This is a genomic window from Pseudarthrobacter sp. L19 (assembly GCF_050859435.1).
GTDB lineage: Bacteria > Actinomycetota > Actinomycetes > Actinomycetales > Micrococcaceae > Arthrobacter.
The window spans coordinates 2,448,634-2,467,818 of record NZ_CP193935.1 but is presented as its reverse complement, the minus strand read 5'-3'; the positions used below and the strand labels follow the sequence as shown (position 1 = coordinate 2,467,818).

General features: G+C 69.2%; 16 protein-coding genes. 7 read left to right on the top strand and 9 right to left on the bottom strand.

What is annotated here, in order from left to right:
* Positions 1 to 201 precede the first annotated feature (201 nt).
* Positions 202 to 1,494: an HNH endonuclease gene (locus ACRQ5B_RS11725; protein WP_432394016.1), complete on the top strand. Its 1,293-nt coding sequence runs from the start codon at positions 202 to 204 to the stop codon at positions 1,492 to 1,494.
* Between the two features lie 214 nt (positions 1,495 to 1,708).
* Here the strand turns inward: ACRQ5B_RS11725 and ACRQ5B_RS11720 are convergent, their stop codons facing one another.
* A complete protein-coding gene (locus ACRQ5B_RS11720) occupies positions 1,709 to 2,575 on the bottom strand; it encodes a sulfurtransferase (RefSeq protein WP_432394013.1) in 867 nt (288 codons plus the stop codon).
* 46 nt (positions 2,576 to 2,621) lie between these two features.
* Between ACRQ5B_RS11720 and ACRQ5B_RS11715 the strand changes: the two genes are divergently transcribed.
* The gene (locus ACRQ5B_RS11715; RefSeq protein ID WP_432398752.1) at positions 2,622 to 3,713 is read left to right on the top strand and encodes a PLP-dependent cysteine synthase family protein; all 1,092 of its coding nucleotides are present in this window, start codon (positions 2,622 to 2,624) and stop codon (positions 3,711 to 3,713) included.
* Here the strand turns inward: ACRQ5B_RS11715 and ACRQ5B_RS11710 are convergent.
* Positions 3,710 to 4,366 (bottom strand): MBL fold metallo-hydrolase, encoded by a 657-nt coding sequence (locus tag ACRQ5B_RS11710; RefSeq protein ID WP_432394010.1) that lies wholly within the window; start codon positions 4,364 to 4,366, stop codon positions 3,710 to 3,712. The genes ACRQ5B_RS11715 and ACRQ5B_RS11710 overlap by 4 nt on opposite strands.
* Before the next feature lie 102 nt (positions 4,367 to 4,468).
* Here ACRQ5B_RS11710 and ACRQ5B_RS11705 point away from each other — a divergent pair, with 102 nt between their 5' ends.
* Positions 4,469 to 4,942: a Fur family transcriptional regulator gene (locus tag ACRQ5B_RS11705; RefSeq protein ID WP_377969942.1), complete on the top strand. Its 474-nt coding sequence runs from the start codon at positions 4,469 to 4,471 to the stop codon at positions 4,940 to 4,942.
* Here ACRQ5B_RS11705 and ACRQ5B_RS11700 read toward each other — a convergent pair.
* The 7 genes from ACRQ5B_RS11700 to ACRQ5B_RS11670 form a co-directional block, all read right to left on the bottom strand.
* Positions 4,939 to 5,868 carry a hypothetical protein gene (locus ACRQ5B_RS11700; RefSeq protein WP_432394007.1) on the bottom strand — a complete coding sequence of 310 codons (930 nt, stop codon included), beginning with the start codon at positions 5,866 to 5,868 and terminating at the stop codon, positions 4,939 to 4,941. The two genes, ACRQ5B_RS11705 and ACRQ5B_RS11700, sit on opposite strands and share 4 nt — an antisense overlap.
* A 46-nt stretch (positions 5,869 to 5,914) precedes the next feature.
* Positions 5,915 to 6,793 carry a metal ABC transporter permease gene (locus ACRQ5B_RS11695; protein ID WP_432394004.1) on the bottom strand — a complete coding sequence of 293 codons (879 nt, stop codon included), beginning with the start codon at positions 6,791 to 6,793 and terminating at the stop codon, positions 5,915 to 5,917.
* Entirely contained in the window at positions 6,794 to 7,609 is an 816-nt protein-coding gene (locus ACRQ5B_RS11690; protein WP_432394001.1) for a metal ABC transporter ATP-binding protein, read from the bottom strand.
* A gap of 63 nt (positions 7,610 to 7,672) precedes the next feature.
* Entirely contained in the window at positions 7,673 to 8,590 is a 918-nt protein-coding gene (locus ACRQ5B_RS11685; protein ID WP_432393999.1) for a metal ABC transporter solute-binding protein, Zn/Mn family, read from the bottom strand.
* Between the two features lie 97 nt (positions 8,591 to 8,687).
* Positions 8,688 to 9,749 (bottom strand): hemolysin family protein, encoded by a 1,062-nt coding sequence (locus ACRQ5B_RS11680; protein WP_432393996.1) that lies wholly within the window; start codon positions 9,747 to 9,749, stop codon positions 8,688 to 8,690.
* Positions 9,746 to 11,101 (bottom strand): hemolysin family protein, encoded by a 1,356-nt coding sequence (locus ACRQ5B_RS11675; protein ID WP_432393994.1) that lies wholly within the window; start codon positions 11,099 to 11,101, stop codon positions 9,746 to 9,748. The genes ACRQ5B_RS11680 and ACRQ5B_RS11675 overlap by 4 nt, the downstream gene beginning before the upstream one ends.
* A gap of 305 nt (positions 11,102 to 11,406) precedes the next feature.
* Positions 11,407 to 12,867 carry a GuaB1 family IMP dehydrogenase-related protein gene (locus tag ACRQ5B_RS11670; protein ID WP_432393992.1) on the bottom strand — a complete coding sequence of 487 codons (1,461 nt, stop codon included), beginning with the start codon at positions 12,865 to 12,867 and terminating at the stop codon, positions 11,407 to 11,409.
* Positions 12,868 to 13,128: 261 nt separating this feature from the next.
* On the opposite strand from ACRQ5B_RS11670, the gene ACRQ5B_RS11665 reads away from it, so the two are divergent.
* The 4 genes from ACRQ5B_RS11665 (at position 13,129) to ACRQ5B_RS11650 (ending at position 19,178) form a co-directional block, all read left to right on the top strand.
* Positions 13,129 to 16,941, top strand: a complete 3,813-nt coding sequence (locus ACRQ5B_RS11665) for a multifunctional oxoglutarate decarboxylase/oxoglutarate dehydrogenase thiamine pyrophosphate-binding subunit/dihydrolipoyllysine-residue succinyltransferase subunit (protein ID WP_432393989.1) — start codon at positions 13,129 to 13,131, stop codon at positions 16,939 to 16,941.
* A 119-nt stretch (positions 16,942 to 17,060) separates the two neighbouring features.
* Positions 17,061 to 17,660, top strand: a complete 600-nt coding sequence (locus ACRQ5B_RS11660; protein ID WP_432393986.1) for a GDSL-type esterase/lipase family protein — start codon at positions 17,061 to 17,063, stop codon at positions 17,658 to 17,660.
* Positions 17,661 to 17,748: 88 nt separating this feature from the next.
* A complete protein-coding gene (locus ACRQ5B_RS11655; RefSeq protein WP_432393983.1) occupies positions 17,749 to 18,576 on the top strand; it encodes a DUF4097 family beta strand repeat-containing protein in 828 nt (275 codons plus the stop codon).
* On the top strand, positions 18,576 to 19,178 hold the full coding sequence (locus ACRQ5B_RS11650; RefSeq protein WP_432393980.1) for a PadR family transcriptional regulator: 603 nt from the start codon (positions 18,576 to 18,578) through the stop codon (positions 19,176 to 19,178). Before ACRQ5B_RS11655 ends, ACRQ5B_RS11650 begins: the two co-directional genes overlap by 1 nt.
* Positions 19,179 to 19,185: the final 7 nt, after the last annotated feature.

Sequence of the window (19,185 nt, the reverse complement as noted above, 5' to 3'; positions counted from 1 at the left end):
CGGCGTTCGCTGACGAGACTACGTCACAGGCGTGCCGGTTCGATGTCAGACTCTCCCGGCCGTCACTTGGGGCGTGCACGGGCCCGGTCCGGTGGGCCTCGGCTGACACTTCCTTGGCTTCCCCACCCCGAGGACGCGCCACATTCCCGGGCAGCCTTCCCTCCATCCTTTAATGTCAGACCCCCGCGGTTGAATGGGTTCATGGAAGGCAGTCGGAAGCTTTTCGAGGATTCAGTCGCAGTAGCGGACCCAATGGTGGGGGACGCGGCGGCGATCATTGATGAGCTCCGCGCCCTCGAGGACAGGAAATCCGCGATCGCGGCCCGGCAGGCACGGTTGGCCGTGGCGTTGGACCTGGTTCGGCGGCGGGAACAAGCTGCTCTGGGCTTGCCCGCTGACCAGCTCGGTGCCGGGGTCGGGGCGGAGGTCGCATTGGCGCGGCGGGAATCCCCCGCCAAAGGCTCCCGCCTCCTGGGGCTGGCCCGGGCACTGGTGACCGAAATGCCGCACACGCTCGCCGCCCTCGACACCGGGCTCCTGAATGAATGGCGCGCCACGCTCCTGGTCCGCGAGACCGCCTGCCTGGACGCCGCCGACCGGGCCGCGGTGGACGAAGAACTCACCGCCGACACCGGCACCTTCGACGGCGCCGGAGACCGTGCCATCATCTCCGCAGCCAAAGCCGCCGCCTACCGGCACGACCCACGCTCCGTCACCCAACGCGCAGCGCACGCCGAAACCGAACGCAATGTCAGCCTCCGACCTGCGCCTGACACCATGTGCTACCTCACCGCCCTGCTCCCCGTCGCGGCAGGAGTCGCCGCCTACGCCGCGTTGACCCGCCACGCTGACACCGCCCACGCCACCGGTGACCCACGATCCCGGGTGCAGGTGATGGCGGACGCTCTGGTCGAGCGGGTCACCGGGACACCTGGCGGGATCACCGGCATCGAAGTCCAGCTCGTCATGACCGACCGGACCCTCCTCGCCGGAGATACTGAACCCGCCCGCCTCTCCGGCTACGGCATCGTCCCCGCAGGGTGGGCAAGGAAACTCGTGGCCGGCAAAGGCGACAACCCGGAATTCACAACCTGGACCCGGCGGCTTTACACCGCGCCCGGCACCGGTGAACTGATCGGGATGGACTCACGGGCCCGACTCTTCCCCGCCGGGCTGCGCCGCTTCATTGAAGCCCGCGACAACACCTGCCGCACCCCGTACTGCGACGCACCCATCCGGCACCTGGACCACATCATCCCCTGGCACCGCGGCGGAGAAACCACAGCAGCCAACGGCGCCGGACTCTGCGAAGCCTGCAACCACACCAAAGAAACCCAAGGCTGGGTCGTCCGACCGGTCAACGGACCACCGGCAGCGATCCGCCACACCCTTGAACTCAGCACTCCTACCGGCCACAGCCACACGTCCACGGCGCCACCGCTTCCCGGATGCGGTCCGGGGACAAACGTGTCCCAGCCCGAAGAGTCGGACTAAAGGAGGATAACCAGGAAACTCAGGCACCGGCAGCGATTGCGCCACCGGCGGGGAGTCCCCACGAGGGGTCAGCCGGATGAGCAGCTCATCGCCTGAGGTTGGGGTGTCGGCCGCGCGCCCACGGCGGCAAACGTGGCCGTCGTGCCCTTTCGTCGCAACGGACGACTGGCCTGTCAGTGCTGCCTGTGCTGTCAGTGTTGCCTGGGCAAACCGGTCAGTCCTTGGTGGCCGGGGACATGCCGTCCGGCTCGGCGCCGGTGACCACGAGATTTCCGGGGTTGTTGGACCATTCGGAGAAGGACCCCGGATACAGCGCCGCCCGGTACCCGGCGATCTCCAGCGCCGCCACCTCGTGGGCTGCCGTCACACCGGACCCGCAGTACACGGCAGTCTGAACGCCCTCGGTGACGCCGAGCTTCGAGAACCGCCGGCGCAGGGCGTCGGCCGGGAGGAACCGCCCGTCGGGGCCCAGGTTGTCCGAGGTCGGGGCGCTGACCGCACCCGGAATGTGTCCGGCCTGCGGATCCACCGGCTCGATCTCGCCCCGGTACCGCTCGCCGGCCCGCGCATCCAGCAACAGCCCCGACCCGGACCAGGCGCCGGCTCCGGCGGCATCGACCACGGGCATTCCCCCGTCGGTCAGCACGACGTCGCCGGGTTCCGCAGCCACATCCCCGCTTTCGACGTCGAATCCCGCCTCCAGCCAGGCGGCCAGGCCGCCGTCGAGCAGGCGGACCGGGGAAACGCCCGCGTTGCGCAGCATCCACCAAGCCCGGGCGGCAGCCATGTTGCCGGTGTTGTCGTAGGCGACCACGATGTCGCCCTCGCGGATTCCCCACGCTCGGGCGGAAGACTGAAACTGCTCCAGCGGCGGCAGCGGGTGCCGTCCGCGGGTGGGGTCCTCGTGGGGGGCCGCCAGCTCGGTGGCGAGGTCGACGAAGACGGCGCCGGGCAGGTGCCCCTCCAGGTAGTGGTCCCGGCCGTGCGGGTCCCCCAGGGCCCAGCGCACGTCCAGGAGCACCGTCCGCGTGCCCGCATCCAACCGGTCCTTGAGTTCGGCAACAGTCATCAGAGTCTCCATCCCGCCACCCTATCCGGCACAGGGCCCCGGGTAGGCTGTAGCGGTGATCAACGCACGCCACCAAGACCGGGATTGGGCCGACGAGGCCATCCGCCGAATCAACGCGGAAAACAACCGGTCCGCCGACACCCACCTCTACTCGGTGCCCCTGCCCGAGCACTGGGGCGTCCGGCTCTACTTAAAGGACGAATCCACGCACCGCACCGGCAGCCTCAAGCACCGTCTGGCGCGGTCCCTGTTTCTCTTCGGCCTGGTCAACGGCTGGATCCGGGAGGGCACCACCATTGTCGAGGCTTCCAGCGGCAGCACCGCCGTCTCCGAGGCCTACTTCGCGCAGCTGCTCGGCCTGCCGTTCATCGCTGTGATGACCCGGACCACCAGCCGGGAGAAGATCGCGCTGATCGAACAGTTCGGCGGCACCTGCCACCTCGTGGACCACGCCTCGGAGGTCTATGCCGCGGCCGAGGAGCTGGCGGCCAGCACCGGCGGCCACTACATGGACCAATTCACCTACGCGGAGCGGGCCACCGACTGGCGTGGCAACAACAACATCGCCGAATCGATCTTCGGCCAGCTGGCCCTCGAGGAGCACCCGGTCCCCCGCTGGATCGTCGTGGGCGCCGGCACCGGCGGCACCAGCGCCACGATCGGCCGCTACCTGCGCTACCAGCGGCATGCGACCCGGCTCGCCGTCGTCGACCCGGAGAACTCCGCGTTCTTCACGGGCTGGCAGGAACACCGCGACGGCGGCAGCTGCGCGGACGTCACCGGCCTGCCCTCCCGGATCGAGGGCATCGGCCGGCCACGGCTGGAACCCAGCTTCGTCCCCGCCGTCATCGACCACATGATCCAGGTCCCGGACGCCGCCTCGGTCGCCGCCATGCGCCACCTCCGTGACATCGCCGGGCTCCACGCCGGCCCGTCCACCGGCACCAACCTCTGGGGCGTGTGGCAGCTGGTGGCGCAGATGATCGCCGACGGCGAGACGGGCAGCATCGTGTCCCTGATGTGCGACGGCGGCGACCGCTACTCCGGCAACTACTACGACGACGGCTGGCTGAAGGCGCAGGGCCTGGACCCCGCGCCGCACGAGGCCACGCTCCGGTCCTTCTTCGAGACCGGGAGCTGGCCCGCCTAGACCTCCACGGAATCGCCGCTGGACAGGTGCCGGTACTCGGTGCCGTAGCGGGCGCCGATCCGGGTCACATGCGCCTCGACCAGACCCACACCCATCTCGTTGAGCAGCCCGTCGTGGACCGGGAAAGCCCGGGGCGCCCGCACACTGATCACGAAGTCCACCACCTCGCCGATTTTGTTCCACGGCGCATGGATGGGCACCAGCAGCGTGCCGACCTCAATCCCGTCCGGCACCGCGAAGGAATCCCCCGGGTGGTACACATTCGCGTCGATCAGGTAGCCGATGTTGGCCACCACAGGAATCTGGGCATGGATCAGGGCATGCTGGCCGCCGAAGCAGCGCACCGCGAAGCCGGCTACCTCGAGCTCGTCGCCCTCGGCGGCGGTGTGGATCCTGGCGGACGCCGCCGGCGCTTTGTCCCGCAGCGTGGCGGCCACACCATCCGGTGCGTAGAGCTGCAGCTCATCGTCGGCCAGGAGGGCCGCGGTGACGGCGCCGACGTCGATGTGGTCGCCGTGTTCGTGGGTGATCAGCACCGCGTCGGCGCCGGCGAGCGCGACGTCGGTCTCGGAGAAGGTGCCGGGGTCCAGCACCAGGACCTTGCCGTCCTTCTCGATCCGGACACAGGCGTGCGTGAATTTCGTCAGCTTCATCCGGCCAGCCTAGGACCCCCGTCGGAGCGGTGTCCACGGCCCGGCTGGTAATCTGGAACCCCTCTCATCCGGCAGCACCCCCGAGCAGCGAAGCGAGTTCCCATGTCCCACGGCGCCACCACCGACGGCCGGGCGGCCGCCGCGCCGACCGGCGGCAAGGACCAGCCTGCGGGCAGGGAGCAGCGGGTGACCAAGCAGCGGCTCGCGGTCAGCGCCGCGCTGGACGAACTCGCCGACTTCGTCAGCACCCAGGAACTGCACCGCATCCTGCAGGAACGCGGCACCTCCGTCTCCCTCGCCACCTCCTACCGGATCCTGCAGTCACTCGCCGACGAGGGCCTGGTGGACGTGCTGCGGAACGCAGACGGCGAGGTGGTCTACCGCCGCTGCGCCGTCACCGGACACCACCACCACCTGCTCTGCCGGAACTGCGGCAAGGCCGTGGAGGTCGAGGCGCCCGCCGTCGAGGCGTGGGCCGCCCGGATCGCCGCCGAACACGGCTTCACGGCCGTCGAGCACACGGTCGAGATCTTCGGCCTGTGCCCGGAGTGCACAGCCCTGCAGGCCAACAGTTAGCCCGTCCCCATATCCACGACGAACCGGATCTGGCCGCGCGGGTTGGTGATCACCAGCTCTGCCGAATCCAGCTGGTAGACCGACGGTTCCCCGAAGAAGTCCCTTAACCAGGCGCGCTTGTCCGCATCCAGGCAATTCCCCACACCATCGGCCATCCCGGCTGGATCCGGGACCATGCCGAACCCGTCCACCTCCATCGGATCGGTCAGGTCCCCGCACGCGGTACCGAGCACCGCCGTCGTGCTTGCCCGCCGGTCGAAGCGCAGCTGCACTGGTGTGGCGGTGAGCCAGTACAGGTTCCGGCCGCGGGCCTGGGCCCACGACGAGCTGAACGACCGGCAGCTCAGGCTGTCGGCGCCATAGGGAGCGCCGGGGGCGGTGCCGCGACCGGTGGTGGCGGTGGGACAGCTCGACGGCTCGGCTGACGTCCCGGGCTGCGGGGTACTCGGAGTGGACCGGGGCCGGTTGGCGGGATCGATGATCTTCGCTTCCCCAGTCGGGGGATTCCTGGGCTCCCCGATCGCGAGGGACCAGCGGTCGCCGGTCCACGAGATGGCGAACCGGACGACGGGCTGCTGTCCATCGCGCCAGGCAGTGACATTCGACGTAGAGGGGAACTCGCTCCGGACGCCCAGGTGCCAGGTGCCCGGGCCCCAGCCGCGGGTGGCATCCACGAGTTGTTGGGCTTCCGGGCCGGCGTTGGTCATGGCGGGTCCGACGAGGGCGGCGACGTCGTCGGAATTGCCGCCGATGGCCGCCTCCATGACGCTGCGGGCGAAGGGTTCGCGGGCGGCAGGATCCGGCGGGTGCGACGTGGCCCCGAGACCGCACGATGTCACCGCCAACACCAGCGCGGCGGCAACCGCCGCCACGGGAACGCGAAAAATTCCGCGGAAGTCTCCGCGCACCACACCCTGATCCCCCATGCGAGCACCCTACGGCACGGATGCCCGGAAAACGCGCCGATTCCGCCTACGCGGCCACGGGACTGGTCCGGCCGTTGAGGCCGCGCCGGGCACGGACGCCGCCGATGATCCGGCAGACCACGTAGATCAGGAAGGACAGCGTGGTCACGTACGGGCTGATGGGAAGCCGGCCGCCCAGTGCCAGCAGGATCCCGCCGACCGTGGCGGACACGGCGAAGACCACGCTCAGCAGCACCACCAGGCGCGGCGAGGAGGTCACCCGCAGGGCGGCGGCCGCAGGCGTGATGAGCAGCGCCAGCACCAGCAGCGCCCCCACGATCTGGATGGACAGCGCCACGCTGACGCCCAGGAGCACCATGAACCCCAGGGCCAGCCCGCGCACCGGGACACCGCGGGCGGCGGCCACCTTGGGGTCGACGCTGGCGAAGGTGAGCGGCCGCCAGATGGCGACGAGCGCAAGCATCACCACGACGGCGGCGCCTGCGAGGACCTGCAGCTGGACCGTTCCCACCGAGACAATCTGCCCGGTGAGGAGGCCGAACTTGTTCGCGGCGCGGCCCTCGTACAGGGAGAGGAACAGGATGCCCAGGCCCAGGCCAAAGGGCATGAGCACGCCGATGGTCGAGTTCTTGTCCCGCGCCCGGACCCCCATCACGCCGAGGATCAGCGCCGCCACCACGGACCCGGCGAGCGAGCCGGCCACCACGTCCGCGCCAATCAGCAGCGCGAAGGCGGCGCCGGCGAAAGAGAGTTCCGAGATGCCATGCACGGCGAAGGCGAGGTCGCGCTTCATCACGAACGTTCCCACCAAGCCGCCCAGCAGGCCGAGGACCACCCCGGCCCAGAGCGAGTTCTGCACCAAGGCCAGCAGCTCGCCGTAGTTCTCGAAGTTGAAGATGGCGTGCAGTACGGAGTCGAAGTCCACTTAACCCACCTCTCCGGCCACGGCGTGCGCGTCCTCGTGGTGGTGGGTGGTGGCGTCCGGCAGGCCCACCACAATCAGCCGGCCGTTGGCGCGGATCACCTCGACGTGGCTGCCGTAGAGGTCGGAGAGCACCTCGGTGGTCATCACTTCCTCGGGCGTTCCCACCCGGAAGCGGCCGCCGGCCAGGTAGAGCACCCGGTCCACATAGTCCATGATCGGGTTGATTTCGTGGGTCACGAACACCACGGCGCTGTTCTGCTCGTGGCATTGCCGGTTGATCAGGGAGCTGACCGCCTGCTGGTGGTTCAGGTCCAGGGACAGCAGCGGCTCGTCGCAGAGCAGCACGCCCGGATCCGTGGCGAGGGCCTGGGCGACCCGCAGCCGCTGCTGCTCGCCGCCGGAGAGCTGGCCGACGGGCACCTTGGCGTAGTCCTGCGCGCCGACCTCCGCCAGCAGGTCATCGATCCGACGGTTCACCTTCCCGCCGCCGAGGCGGATGCCCCAACGGTGGCCGTCGACGCCGAGGCCCACCAGGTCGCGGGCCCGCAGCGGGGTGTCCGGGTCGAAGGACTCCTGCTGGGGCACATAGCCGATCCGACGGTTCCCGCGGGCAATCGGCTGCCCGTCGAGGGTGCCGGTGCCGGCGCTCAGTTTCTGCAGGCCCAGCAGCACCTTGAGGAAACTCGTCTTGCCGCTGCCGTTGGGCCCCAGAACGGCAAAGAACTCCCCCGGCATGATGTCCAGGTCCAGGTCCTGCCAGAGCACGCGGCTCCCGAACCGCAGGGAGGCGCCACGCAGGCTTACGACGGGTGTCAACTCGGGGATCCTCAATTTCTGTCGGGCCGAACGGCCGCGTCTGATGGGATGATTCTAGGTCCGCTAGCCCCGGCCGAGGGCCTTGGCGAGCGCGTCGATGTTGCCGGACATCCACTGGAGGTACGTTTTGCCCTCGGGCAGCGTCTCGCCGAAGTCCACCACCGGCACGCCGGCCGCGGTGGCGGCGTCCTTGAGCGCGATGGTCTGCGGCCCCTCGGTTTGGGGGTTGTACGCCAGCAGGCGGATGGAACCGGACTTCACGAGGTCGACAGCGGAGCGCAGCACGGCCGGGGGCACGTCGGCGCCGTCCTCGATCGCCGCGGTGTACTCCTCCGGCGTCCGGTTCTGCAGGCCGGCGGCTTCGAGCAGGTAGAGCGGCACGGGCTCGGTCACGGCGACGCCGGCGTTCCCGTCGGCGGCCTTCAGCGCGGCCAGCCGCGTATCCAGGCCGGAGAGGTCCTTCTTCAGGGCCGCCGCGTTGGCCTTGAAGGCGTCCGCGGAGGAGGGTTCCAGGGCCGCCAGCTTGTCGGCCAGGGCGTCGGCGAAGGCGCTCATGCCGGACATGCTGTACCAGACGTGCTCGTTGAAGGACGCGGCGTCCCCGGTCTTGAGGCCCGAGGCGTCGGAGGCGTTCAGCAGGTTCTTCTCCCCCAGACCGGCGTCCCCGGCCAGCTTGTGCAGGAAGTCGTCGTAGCCGCCGCCGTTTTCCACCACCAGCTCGGCCTTCGAGACGGTCAGCTTGTCCTGGGTGGTGGCCTCATAGGAGTGCGGGTCCTGGCTGGTGCGGTTGATGATCGAGGTGACGCGCACCTTGTCCCCGCCCACGGAGCGGACCAGGTCCCCGTACACGCTGGTGGAGGCGACGACGTCGACCACGCCGTCGCCGGCACCCGCACGGTCCGCGGTTGGACCCGGGCCGCAGGCGGTCAGCAGCAGGCTGCTGATGCCTGCCAGGAGAAGGACAGTGGCGGAACGGCGCACGGGAAGCCTCGAATCGTTTATTGAGAAGCGTTAGCAATAGAACGAGTCTAACCCTAAATGGGAATCATTCCTATTTAGGGTCAGACCCGCCGCGCTGCTACTCCTGTCCGAGCCTCCGGTAGCCGGTGGCCTGGGTGGCGTCCCGGATCTCGCCGACGAGCAGTTCGATCACATCCTCGAGGAACAGCACACCCTGCGTGTGCCCGTCCGCGCCGATGACGCGGGCCAGGTGCGAACCCGTGCGCTGCATGACGGACATGGCCTTCTCGATCTCGTCCCCCACGGCCAGGTTCGCGAGGGACCGGATCCGGCTCTCCGCGATCGGGTGATGGTAGCGGGACTCCGGGATGGAGAGCACGTCCTTGATGTGCAGGTAGCCGGAGAGCATTCCCTCGTCATCCAGCATCGGGAAGCGGGAGAACCCGGTCCGGCTCACGGCCTTCTCGAACTCCTCGGGCGTGGTGGCCGCCTTGAGCATCACCAGCCGCTCCAGCGGCACCATGACCTCCGCCGCGGTGTGCTCGGAGAATTCCAGCGCACCGGTGATCAGCCCGGCGTCGTCCACCACCAGCCCGTGCCGGGTGGATTCCTGGACGATCGACTGGACCTCCTCCAGGGTGAAGGAGGAGCTCACCTCGTCCTTGGGCTCGATCCGCATGAGCTTCAGGATGTGGTTGGCGGACCAGTTCAGCGCCACGATCGCCGGCTTCACTCCGCGGGCGATCAGCATCAGCGGCGGCGCCAGCAGCAGGGCCGCCTTGTCCGCCACGGAGACGGAGATGTTCTTGGGAACCATCTCGCCGAAGGTCACGTGCAGGAACGTCACCGCCAGCAGTGCGATGGCGAAGGCGACGACGTCGGCCATCTCCACCGGGATGCCCACGCCCTCCAGCGGTACCGCCAGGAGGTGGTGGATGGCCGGCTCGGCCACCTGCAGGATCAGCAGGGAGCAGACCGTGATGCCCAGCTGCGCGCAGGCCAGCATGAGGGAGACGTTCTCCATGGCCCGCAACGTGGTCTGGGCACGCTTGGACCCGGCCTCGGCGAGCGGTTCGATCTGGCTGCGCCGGGCCGACATGATGGCGAATTCCGCCGCGACGAAGAAGGCGTTGCCGAGCAGCAGCACGGCCAGCCACAGGATTCCTGCCCAGTCGCTCATGCGGCACCGGCCTTCCCGGCGTCGATGCGCCCGTTGTCCGGGCCGCCGCCGTGCTCAGGCGGTGCAGGCTTGAAGCAGATCCGGTCGATCCGGCGTCCGTCCATGCGCGTGACGCTGAGGGTGCCGCCGACGACGTCGACCGTGTCACCCACCGAAGCGATCCGGCCCAGCTGGCTCATGACGTAGCCGCCCACTGTTTCGTAGGTTGACTCGTCCGGGACGGTGAGTCCGGGAATCTGCTCGGAGAGTTCGTCCGGGCGCAGCAGTCCGGGGAAGTACCAGTCGCCGGAGGCGCTTTGCAGCAGGCCGGGGCGGACCTTGTCGTGCTCGTCGGCCACCTCGCCCACGATTTCCTCGACGAGGTCCTCGAGCGTGGCGATGCCGGCGGTTCCACCGTATTCGTCCAGTACGACGGCCAGCTGCAGGTTGCCCTCGCGCAGTTCGGCCAGCAGTCCGTCCAGGTGGATGGTCTCGGGCACGCGGAGGACCTCTGTCATGATGGCTCCGGCCTCGAGGTTGGCGCGGCGGTCCGCCGGGACGGCGATCGCCTTCTTGATGTGCACCACGCCGCGGATGTCGTCGGAGGATTCACCGATCACCGGAAACCGGGAGTACCCGGTGCGCTTGGCGGCCTCGACAATGTCGGAGACCGGCTGGTGGCTGTCGATGGTTTCGACCCGGATGCGCGGGGTCATCACGTCGGCCGCGGTCCGCCCGGAGAAGTTCAGCGTCCGCGACACGAAGTTCGCGGTGCCCTCGTCCAGGGTGCCCATGGCGGCGGAGCGGCGGACCAGCGAGGCGAGCTCGGCGGGCGTCCGGGCCCCGGAGATTTCCTCCTTGGCCTCCAGGCCGAAGAGGTGCAGGACCTTGTTGGAGAAGCCGTTGAGCAGCACGATGGCCGGTTTGAAGATGGCGGTGAACACCAGCTGCGGCCGGGCGAGCGCCTTGCCGACCTGGAAGGACAGCGCAATGGCCGCGTTCTTGGGCACCAGCTCGCCGATCAGCATCGAGAGCAGGGTCGCCAGGATCATCGCCACGACCAGGGACACCGATGTCGCGGCGGCCTCCGCCAGGCCGAGGGCCGCGAGCGGGCCCTCCAGCAGGCGGCCCACCGAGGGCTCCATGACGTAGCCGGTCAGCAGGGTGGTCAGGGTGATGCCCAGCTGGCAGCTGGAGAGCTGGGTGGAGAGGGACTTCAGGCATTTGAGCAGCGGCGCGGCCGCCGTGTCGCCGTTGTCCACGGCGCGTTGCACCGTTGCCTGGTCGAGCGCGACCAGGGAGAACTCGACAGCCACGAAGAAACCGGTGCCGAGGATGAGCAGGAAACCTGCTCCAAGCAGTAGCCATTCCATTTAGCGGCCCGCTTCGCGGGGCTGGAGGAGGGACCGGGGGAAACGTCCCGGCGGAGGATGGTCAGCGGACGCCGACCCTGTTTCCTGGAAGACACTCCGGCCGGCAAAGGATGCGTGCCGGGCGGCGGGAGTGTGATGGGCGCGTGAACGGGGTTTGCCGGCTCTGTGGGTGGACTGGGCGGGAACGGCGTGCGTTCCCCGCTGACAGCCCCCAGGCCGGCACCTAGATTTACTGTCCATAAGACTTTCAGTCTACAGGAGCACCGTTCCCCGCCACCGGGGTGTTTCCCGCCGCCCGGGTGCCGTTACCAGCTCTGCGGGACCGGGCGGCCTTCCTCATACCCGGCGGCGGACTGCAGGCCCACCACCGCCCGCTCGCGGAAGGCGGCCAGGTCCGTGGCGCCGGCGTAGGTCATGGAGCTGCGCAGGCCGGCGGTGATCATGTCCAGCAGGTCTTCCACGCCCGGGCGCGCCGCGTCCAGGTACATCCGCGAGGTGGAGATGCCCTCCTCGAAGAGCGCCTTGCGGTCCTTGTCGAAGGCGCCCTCCCGCTGGTTGCGGTTCTGCACCGCCCGCGCCGAGGCCATGCCGAAGCTTTCCTTGTACTGGCGGCCGTTGGCGTCCAGCTGCAGGTCGCCAGGGCTCTCGTGGGTGCCTGCGAACCAGGAACCGATCATCACCTGGCTGGCCCCGGCGGCCAGGGCCAGGGCCACGTCCCGCGGGTAGCGGATGCCGCCGTCGGCCCAGACGCGGCCGCCCTCATCCCGGGCAGCCGCGGAGCATTCGAGGACGGCGGAGAACTGCGGACGCCCGACGGCGGTCATCATGCGGGTAGTGCACATGGCCCCGGGGCCGACACCCACCTTCACGATGTCCGCGCCGGCGGCAATCAGTTCGCGGGTCGCCTCGGCGGTGACCACGTTGCCGGCCACGACCGGGACGCCGGGGTTGAGGCCCTTGACGGCGGCCAGGGCGTCGAACATCTTCTGCTGGTGGCCGTGGGCGGTGTCCAGGACCAGGACGTCGACGCCGGCGGCGAGCAATTCGGCGGCGCGGCCGGCGACGTCCCCGTTGATGCCGACGGCGGCGGCCACCTTGAGGGCTCCCCCGGCGTCCAGCGACGGACGGTACAGCGTGGAACGCAGCGCGCCCTTGCGGGTCAGGACACCGGCCAGCACGCCGTCGCGCTGGACCGGGGCGAAGTCCGTGCCCGCGGCATCCATCGCCTCGAACGCCCGGCGCAGCGCCTGGCCTGAATCGTGCCCGGCGGCGTCAAAGTCGGCGGCGTCGAACACCAGCGGCTGGTGGCGCATCACGGACCCCAGCGACGCGAAGCGGTCCTGGCCCTCGAAGTCCGCGGCGCGGACCACCCCGGCGACAGCACCGGCGTCGTCCACCACGACGGCGGCGCCGTGCGGACGCTTCCCGATCAGGTGCAGGGCGTCGATTACGGTGTCCGTGGTGCTCAGCCGCACCGGCGTCTCGAAGACCGCGTGCCGGGACTTGACCCAGGACGCGACATCCCGCAGCACCTCCAGCGGGACGTCCTGCGGCAGCACGGCCAGGCCGCCGCGGCGGGCCATGGTCTCGGCCATCCGCTTTCCGGTCACGGCCGTCATGTTGGCCACCACCAGCGGAATCGTCGAGCCGGTGCCGTCGTCCGCGGCGAGATCGACATCCAGCCGGGACGTCACCTCCGACCGGGACGGGACCAGGAAGAGGTCCGAGTAGGTCAGGTCGGTGCTGGGCTCACTGAGGAAACGCACGGTTGCTCCTTGCCGGAAAAGGGGTTCTCCGAACGATTCTAGGCGAGCCCTGCGACACTCCGGCGGCCGCCCCGAACCCGCTATTCCCGGCCCGCTACGGCCCGGCAATGATTTGAGTCACGCTTATTGGCGGATTCGCGCGGGTCGTCACTAGACTGGCAAAGGTCTGGGTTCACTGGACGCGGAGAACTGGTTCGATTGACGTGCTGCGGCACCGTGGAAACCAGCGGGAATCAAACTCATGGAAGAGGCGTATTTCAAGTGCCAGAGCAGCCAAGCCACCGTCTACCCGAGGAATTTGGCGGAAACGAGTGGCTCGTTGACGAACTGTACGAGCGGTACCAGCAGGACAAGAACACGGTAGACGCCAAGTGGTGGCCCCTGTTCGAGTCTTTTGAAGCCAGCGACGGTTCCTCGACCAACGGCGCGACGGCTCCGGCCGCAGCCCACCCCACCACCCGCGAACTCCCTGTCGTGGCGCCCGCCGCCCCGGCCCAGGCAGCCCCTGCCGCTCCGGCCCAGGCAGCCCCTGCCGCTCCGGCCCCCGCGGCTCCTGCTGCCGCCCCGGCCCCCGCCGCCCCGAAGGCTCCGGCCACCGTGGCCCGCGACGGCGCGAAGACCGCAGAGCCCGGCGCCGGCACCCAGCCCATCCCGGCCCAGCTCCCTAAGAACGTCAAGGCACCGACCGCCCCCGAGGAAGACGTCGTCTCCGTCCTCCGCGGCCCGGCGAAGGCCATCGCCGCCAACATGGTCACCAGCCTCGAGATTCCCACCGCCACCAGCGTCCGCGCCATCCCGGCCAAGCTGCTGATCGACAACCGCGTCGTGATCAACTCCAACCTGGCCCGCGCCCGCGGCGGCAAGGTTTCCTTCACCCACCTGATCGGCTACGCCGTCATCCGGGCCCTCGCCCAGTTCCCCTCCATGAACGTCTACTACGACGTCGTCGACGGCAAGCCCTCCGCGGTGCAGCCGGCGCACGTGAACTTCGGCATCGCGATCGACATGCCCAAGCCGGACGGCACCCGCCTCCTCATGGTCCCGAACATCAAGAAGGCGGAAACGCTCAACTTCTCCGAGTTCTGGCACACCTACGAGGACCTGATCAAGCGCGCCCGCAACGGCAAGCTGACCGCCGACGACCACGCCGGCACCACGGTCTCGCTGACCAACCCGGGCGGCATCGGCACCGTGCACTCGGTCCCCCGCCTCTCCAAGGGCCAAGCCGCCATCATCGGCGTCGGGGCGCTCGACTACCCGGCCGAGTTCCAGGGCGCCAGCGAGAAGATCATCGCCCAGAACGCCATCAGCAAGGTCCTGACCCTGACCTCCACCTATGACCACCGCGTCATCCAGGGTGCCGGCAGTGGCGAGTTCCTGAAGCTGGTGCACCAGCTGCTCCTCGGCGCGCAGGGCTTCTACGACGAAATCTTCGAATCCCTCCGCATCCCCTACGAGCCCGTGCGCTGGAGCCCGGACCTGCAGGTGGACCCGGCCGACGAGATCAACAAGGTCGCCCGGATCCAGCAGCTGATCCACTCCTACCGTGTCCGCGGCCACCTGATGGCGGACACCGACCCGCTCGAGTACGTCCAGCGCAAGCACCCGGACCTCGACGTCCTCACCTACGGCCTGACCCTCTGGGACCTGGACCGCGAGTGGCCCACCGGCGGCTTCGGCGGCAAGCCGATGCTGAAGTTCCGCGACATCCTGGGCGTGCTCCGCGACGCCTACTGCCGCACCACCGGCATCGAGTACATGCACATCCAGGACCCGGCCGAGCGCAAGTGGTTCCAGGACCAGCTGGAGCACCCGTACTCCAAGCCGAGCCGCGACGAACAGCTCCGCATCGTCTCCCGGCTCAACGCCGCCGAGGCCTTCGAAACGTTCCTGCAGACCAAGTTCGTCGGCCAGAAGCGCTTCTCCCTTGAGGGCGGCGAGTCGCTGATCCCGCTGCTGGACGCCATCATCTCCGACGCCGCCGACGACGGCCTCGACGAGGTTGCGATCGGCATGGCCCACCGCGGCCGCCTGAACGTGCTGACCAACATCGCCGGCAAGACCTACGCCCAGGTCTTCCGCGAGTTCGAAGGCACCCAGGACCCCCGCTCCGTGCAGGGCTCAGGCGACGTGAAGTACCACCTCGGCACCGAGGGCACCTTCACCTCCGACAACGGCAAGCAGACCAAGGTCTACCTCGCCGCCAACCCCTCGCACCTCGAGGCCGTGGACTCCGTGCTCGAGGGCATCGTCCGCGCCAAGCAGGACCGGCTCGACCAGGGCGAGACCTTCCCCGTGCTGCCGATCATGGTTCACGGCGACGCGGCCTTCGCCGGCCAGGGCGTCGTCGCGGAGACCCTGAACCTCTCCCAGCTGCGCGGCTACCGTACCGGCGGCACCATCCATGTGGTGGTCAACAACCAGGTCGGCTTCACCACCGCGCCGTCGTCCTCGCGGTCGTCCACCTACTCCACCGACGTCGCCAAAATGATCCAGGCGCCGGTGTTCCACGTGAACGGTGACGACCCGGAGGCCGTGGTCCGCATCGGCCAACTGGCCTACGAGTTCCGCCAGCGGTTCCACAAGGACGTCGTCATCGACATGGTCTGCTACCGCCGTCGCGGCCACAACGAGGGCGACGACCCCTCGATGACCCAGCCGCTGATGTACAACCTCATCGAGGCCAAGCGCTCGGTCCGCAAGCTCTACACCGAGTCCCTGATCGGCCGCGGCGACATCACCGAGGAAGAAGCGGAGCAGCTGCTGCGCGACTACCAGGAACGCCTGGAGCGGGTCTTCGCCGAGACCCACGCCGCGCAGACCTCGCCGATTCCCGTCATCACCGCGGACACCGGCGCCGTCTCCGACCTGGAGCTCCCCTCGGCCCAGCAGTCCGACACCGGTTCCGGCGCACCCGAGTCCACCGCGATCTCCGCGGAGACCCTGGCCCGGATCGGCAAGGCCCACATCGAATACCCCGAGGGCTTCACCGTCCACGCCAAGCTCAAGCAGCTGCTGGAGAAGCGCGAAGTGATGTCCCGTGAGGGCGGCATCGACTGGGGCTTCGGCGAACTGGCCGCCTTCGGCTCGCTGACCATGGAGGGCGTCCCGGTCCGGCTCGCCGGCCAGGACTCCCGCCGCGGCACCTTCGTTCAGCGCCACGCCGTCTTCCACGACCGCGCCAACGGCGACGAGTGGACCCCGCTGGCCAACCTCACCGAGGACCAGGCCAAGCTCTGGATCTACGACTCCCTGCTCTCCGAATACGCGGCCATGGGCTTCGAATACGGTTACTCGGTGGAGCGCCCCGACGCACTCGTGCTCTGGGAGGCCCAGTTCGGCGACTTCGTCAACGGTGCGCAGACCATCATCGACGAGTTCATCTCCTCGGCCGAGCAGAAGTGGGGCCAGCGGTCCTCGCTGGTGCTGATGCTCCCGCACGGCTACGAGGGCCAGGGCCCGGACCATTCCTCCGCCCGGATCGAGCGCTTCCTGCAGCTCTGCGCCGAAGAGAACATGATCGTGGCCAACCCCACGACCCCGGCCTCGCACTTCCACCTGTTGCGCCGCCAGGCCTACAGCCGTCCGCGGAAGCCGCTGATCATCTTCACCCCGAAGCAGCTGCTGCGCCTCAAGGCGGCGGCCTCCTCGGTGGAGGACTTCACCTCGGGCGCCTTCCGCCCGGTCATCCCGGAGCACGAGCAGCTTCAGGCGGACGCCGTCGAGCGCGTGCTGCTGGTGTCCGGCCGGCTCTACTACGACCTGCTGTCCACGCGGCAGAAGACCGGGGACACCACGACGGCGATCGTCCGCGTCGAGCAGCTCTACCCGCTGCCCGCCGAGGAGATCGCGGCCGAACTGGCCAAGTACCCGAACGCCGAGGTTGTCTGGGGCCAGGACGAGCCCGCCAACCAGGGTCCGTGGCCGTTCATCGGCCTGAACCTGCCGGACGCCCTCGACCGCCGCGTGCGCCTCGTTTCCCGCCCCGCCTCCGCCTCCACGGCGGCCGGGTCGATGAAGCGCCACGCAGCCGAGCAGGACACTTTGCTCAAGCAGGCGTTCGCACGTAAGTAGTACCGGGCTGCCCGGCCGGAAGTGGAACACCACGAACCGGCCGGGCAGCGTCGTTCGAACCAGCAGCCGGGTACGTGGGCAGCGTCCCGGGACGGGGCGCAGGGAGTGAAGAGGTAGACGTGGAAGATCGTATGCTGCGGATCGCAGCCGTGGGAGATGAACTGCTGGCCGGCATGGGCGATCCCCGCGCCCTGGGCTGGCTGGGCCGGGTCCTGGCGCGCACGCCGCAGGACGGCCTCAGCCTCGAGAGCTACCCGCTGCCCTGCCCCCAGGAGGGCACCGAGGGCCTGGCCGATCGCTGGCTGGAGGAGGCCGGCCGCCGGTTCTCCCCGCAGAGCGAGAACCGCCTCGTCATCGGCCTCTCCGGACGGGACATCGAATTCGGCCTCTCCACCGCCCGCAGCCGGCTCAACCTCGCCAACATCCTGGACTCGGCCTCGCAGAACAAGATCGAAGTCTTCGTCGTGGGGCCGCCGCCCACCCTCGACCCGGCCCAGAACCGCCGGCTCGGTGAACTGAACACCGCCTTCGCCGACGTCACCACCCGCCGCAAGCACCTCTACGTGGACACCTTCTCCCCGCTGCTGAACCACGACCAGTGGCGCCAGGACCTGGCCGCGAACGGCGGGACCCCGGGGCAGGCCGGCTACGGCCTGATGGCCTGGCTGGTGCTGCACCGCGGCTGGTTCCAGTGGCTGGGCATCGCCACCCCGGAATAGAACGCGATATATCTTGACCCCGCCCTCCGGCGGCGGTAGCGTGGTGCCATCAACGCGATATATCGCATCCTGCAGCCGAAGAGGAACCATGGAAGAGAACTCATGGACCGTCACCGGTCCCCGGACCATCGACGTCGACGGCGTCCGCTCGCTCAAGCTCGGCATCGTCCGGGGCCGCTTCGACATCGTCAGCCATGACGAGGACGTGGCCCGGATCGAAGTATCCGCGATCGACGGCGACCCGCTGGCCATCAGCCTGACCGACGGCCGCCTGGAGATCCGGCACCAGCTGCACGGACCCCAGGGCTGGTTCAAGAACCTCATGGGCACGGTCAACAACAACTCCACTAACTCGGTGGTCATCAGCATCGCCTTGCCCGCCGGCGTTGCCGTCGAGGCGGGCACGGTCAGCGGGGACGGCATGGTCTCCGGGTTGACCGGCCACACCCGGCTCAACACCGTCTCGGGCTCCGTCCTGGCCGACGGTACCGAGGGCGAGCTTGGGGTCAACACGGTCAGCGGCGAGGTCATCGCCCGCAACCACCGTGGGGTCCTGACGGCCAAGAGCGTCTCCGGCGAGGTCACCGCCTCCGGCGACTTCAGCAACATCCGCGCCAATACCGTCAGCGGCGACCTCAGCTTCGACCTCTTCGGCTTCACCCAGGACTTCGGCGCCAACTCCGTCTCCGGCGACGTCACGGTCCGGCTCCCCCACGACGTCGGCGTGGACATCATCGCCAAGTCCGCCAGCGGCGCCGTCGTCATCGACGATCAGCAGTACACCCAGCCCGGTGGCAGTGTGCAGACCATCGCCGGCCCGGACGCGAAGCTGATGCTGGTGCGGACCAACTCGGTCTCCGGCAAGACCGCGCTCTTCCACCGCCAGCCGGAACCCGGCAGCGAAGCGGGCCTCTGATGCCGCCCGTCTTTGCGCACGGCGCGCTCCGGCTCTACCTGCTGGCCCTGCTCGAGTCGGGTCCCAAGCACGGCTACGAGCTGATCAAGGCCCTCAGTGACCGCTTTGGCGGCACCTACTCCCCCAGCGCCGGGACGATCTATCCCCGGCTCGGCAAACTCGAGGAGGAGGGGCTGGTGGCCACCAGCCCCGAGGGCCGGCGCACGAATTACAGCATCACCGACGCGGGCCGGGTGGAGTTGGACCGACGGCGGGACGAACTCGCCGCGGTGGAAAGCGACATCTCAGCCTCCGTCCGGCGCCTGGCCGACAAGCTGCGCGAGGACATCCGGAGCAACATGCAGGGCCTGCGGGCAGACCTGGCCGCGACCGCCGAAGCCGCCCGCGGCGCGGCGCGGGCCGGCGCAGCGGCGCGCTACTCCCGGGAGGGTGACCTCCGGCTGCGCGAGGCCGAGATGCTGGTGCAGTCCTTCCGCGACGACATCCGGGTGGAACTGCGGCGGCACGCGGGGCAGGAACCGGTCAGCCCGGTGACCCTGGAGACCGTCCGGACCGTCCTGGACCAGGCCCGGATCTCCATCCGGAATTCCCTGGACGGGTGACCTTCCG

Bases quoted from the DNA above. Each gene is read 5' to 3' on its own strand.
- ACRQ5B_RS11720 (WP_432394013.1), bottom strand. From the start codon at position 2,575: ATGGAGACTCTGATGACTGTTGCCGAACTCAAGGACCGGTTGGATGCG.
- ACRQ5B_RS11655 (WP_432393983.1), top strand. From the start codon at position 17,749: ATGGAAGAGAACTCATGGACCGTCACCGGTCCCCGGACCATCGACGTC.
- ACRQ5B_RS11680 (WP_432393996.1), bottom strand. From the start codon at position 9,749: ATGAGCGACTGGGCAGGAATCCTGTGGCTGGCCGTGCTGCTGCTCGGC.
- ACRQ5B_RS11705 (WP_377969942.1), top strand. From the start codon at position 4,469: ATGTCCCACGGCGCCACCACCGACGGCCGGGCGGCCGCCGCGCCGACC.
- ACRQ5B_RS11710 (WP_432394010.1), bottom strand. From the start codon at position 4,366: ATGAAGCTGACGAAATTCACGCACGCCTGTGTCCGGATCGAGAAGGAC.
- ACRQ5B_RS11650 (WP_432393980.1), top strand. From the start codon at position 18,576: ATGCCGCCCGTCTTTGCGCACGGCGCGCTCCGGCTCTACCTGCTGGCC.
- ACRQ5B_RS11725 (WP_432394016.1), top strand. From the start codon at position 202: ATGGAAGGCAGTCGGAAGCTTTTCGAGGATTCAGTCGCAGTAGCGGAC.
- ACRQ5B_RS11675 (WP_432393994.1), bottom strand. From the start codon at position 11,101: ATGGAATGGCTACTGCTTGGAGCAGGTTTCCTGCTCATCCTCGGCACC.
- ACRQ5B_RS11700 (WP_432394007.1), bottom strand. From the start codon at position 5,868: ATGGGGGATCAGGGTGTGGTGCGCGGAGACTTCCGCGGAATTTTTCGC.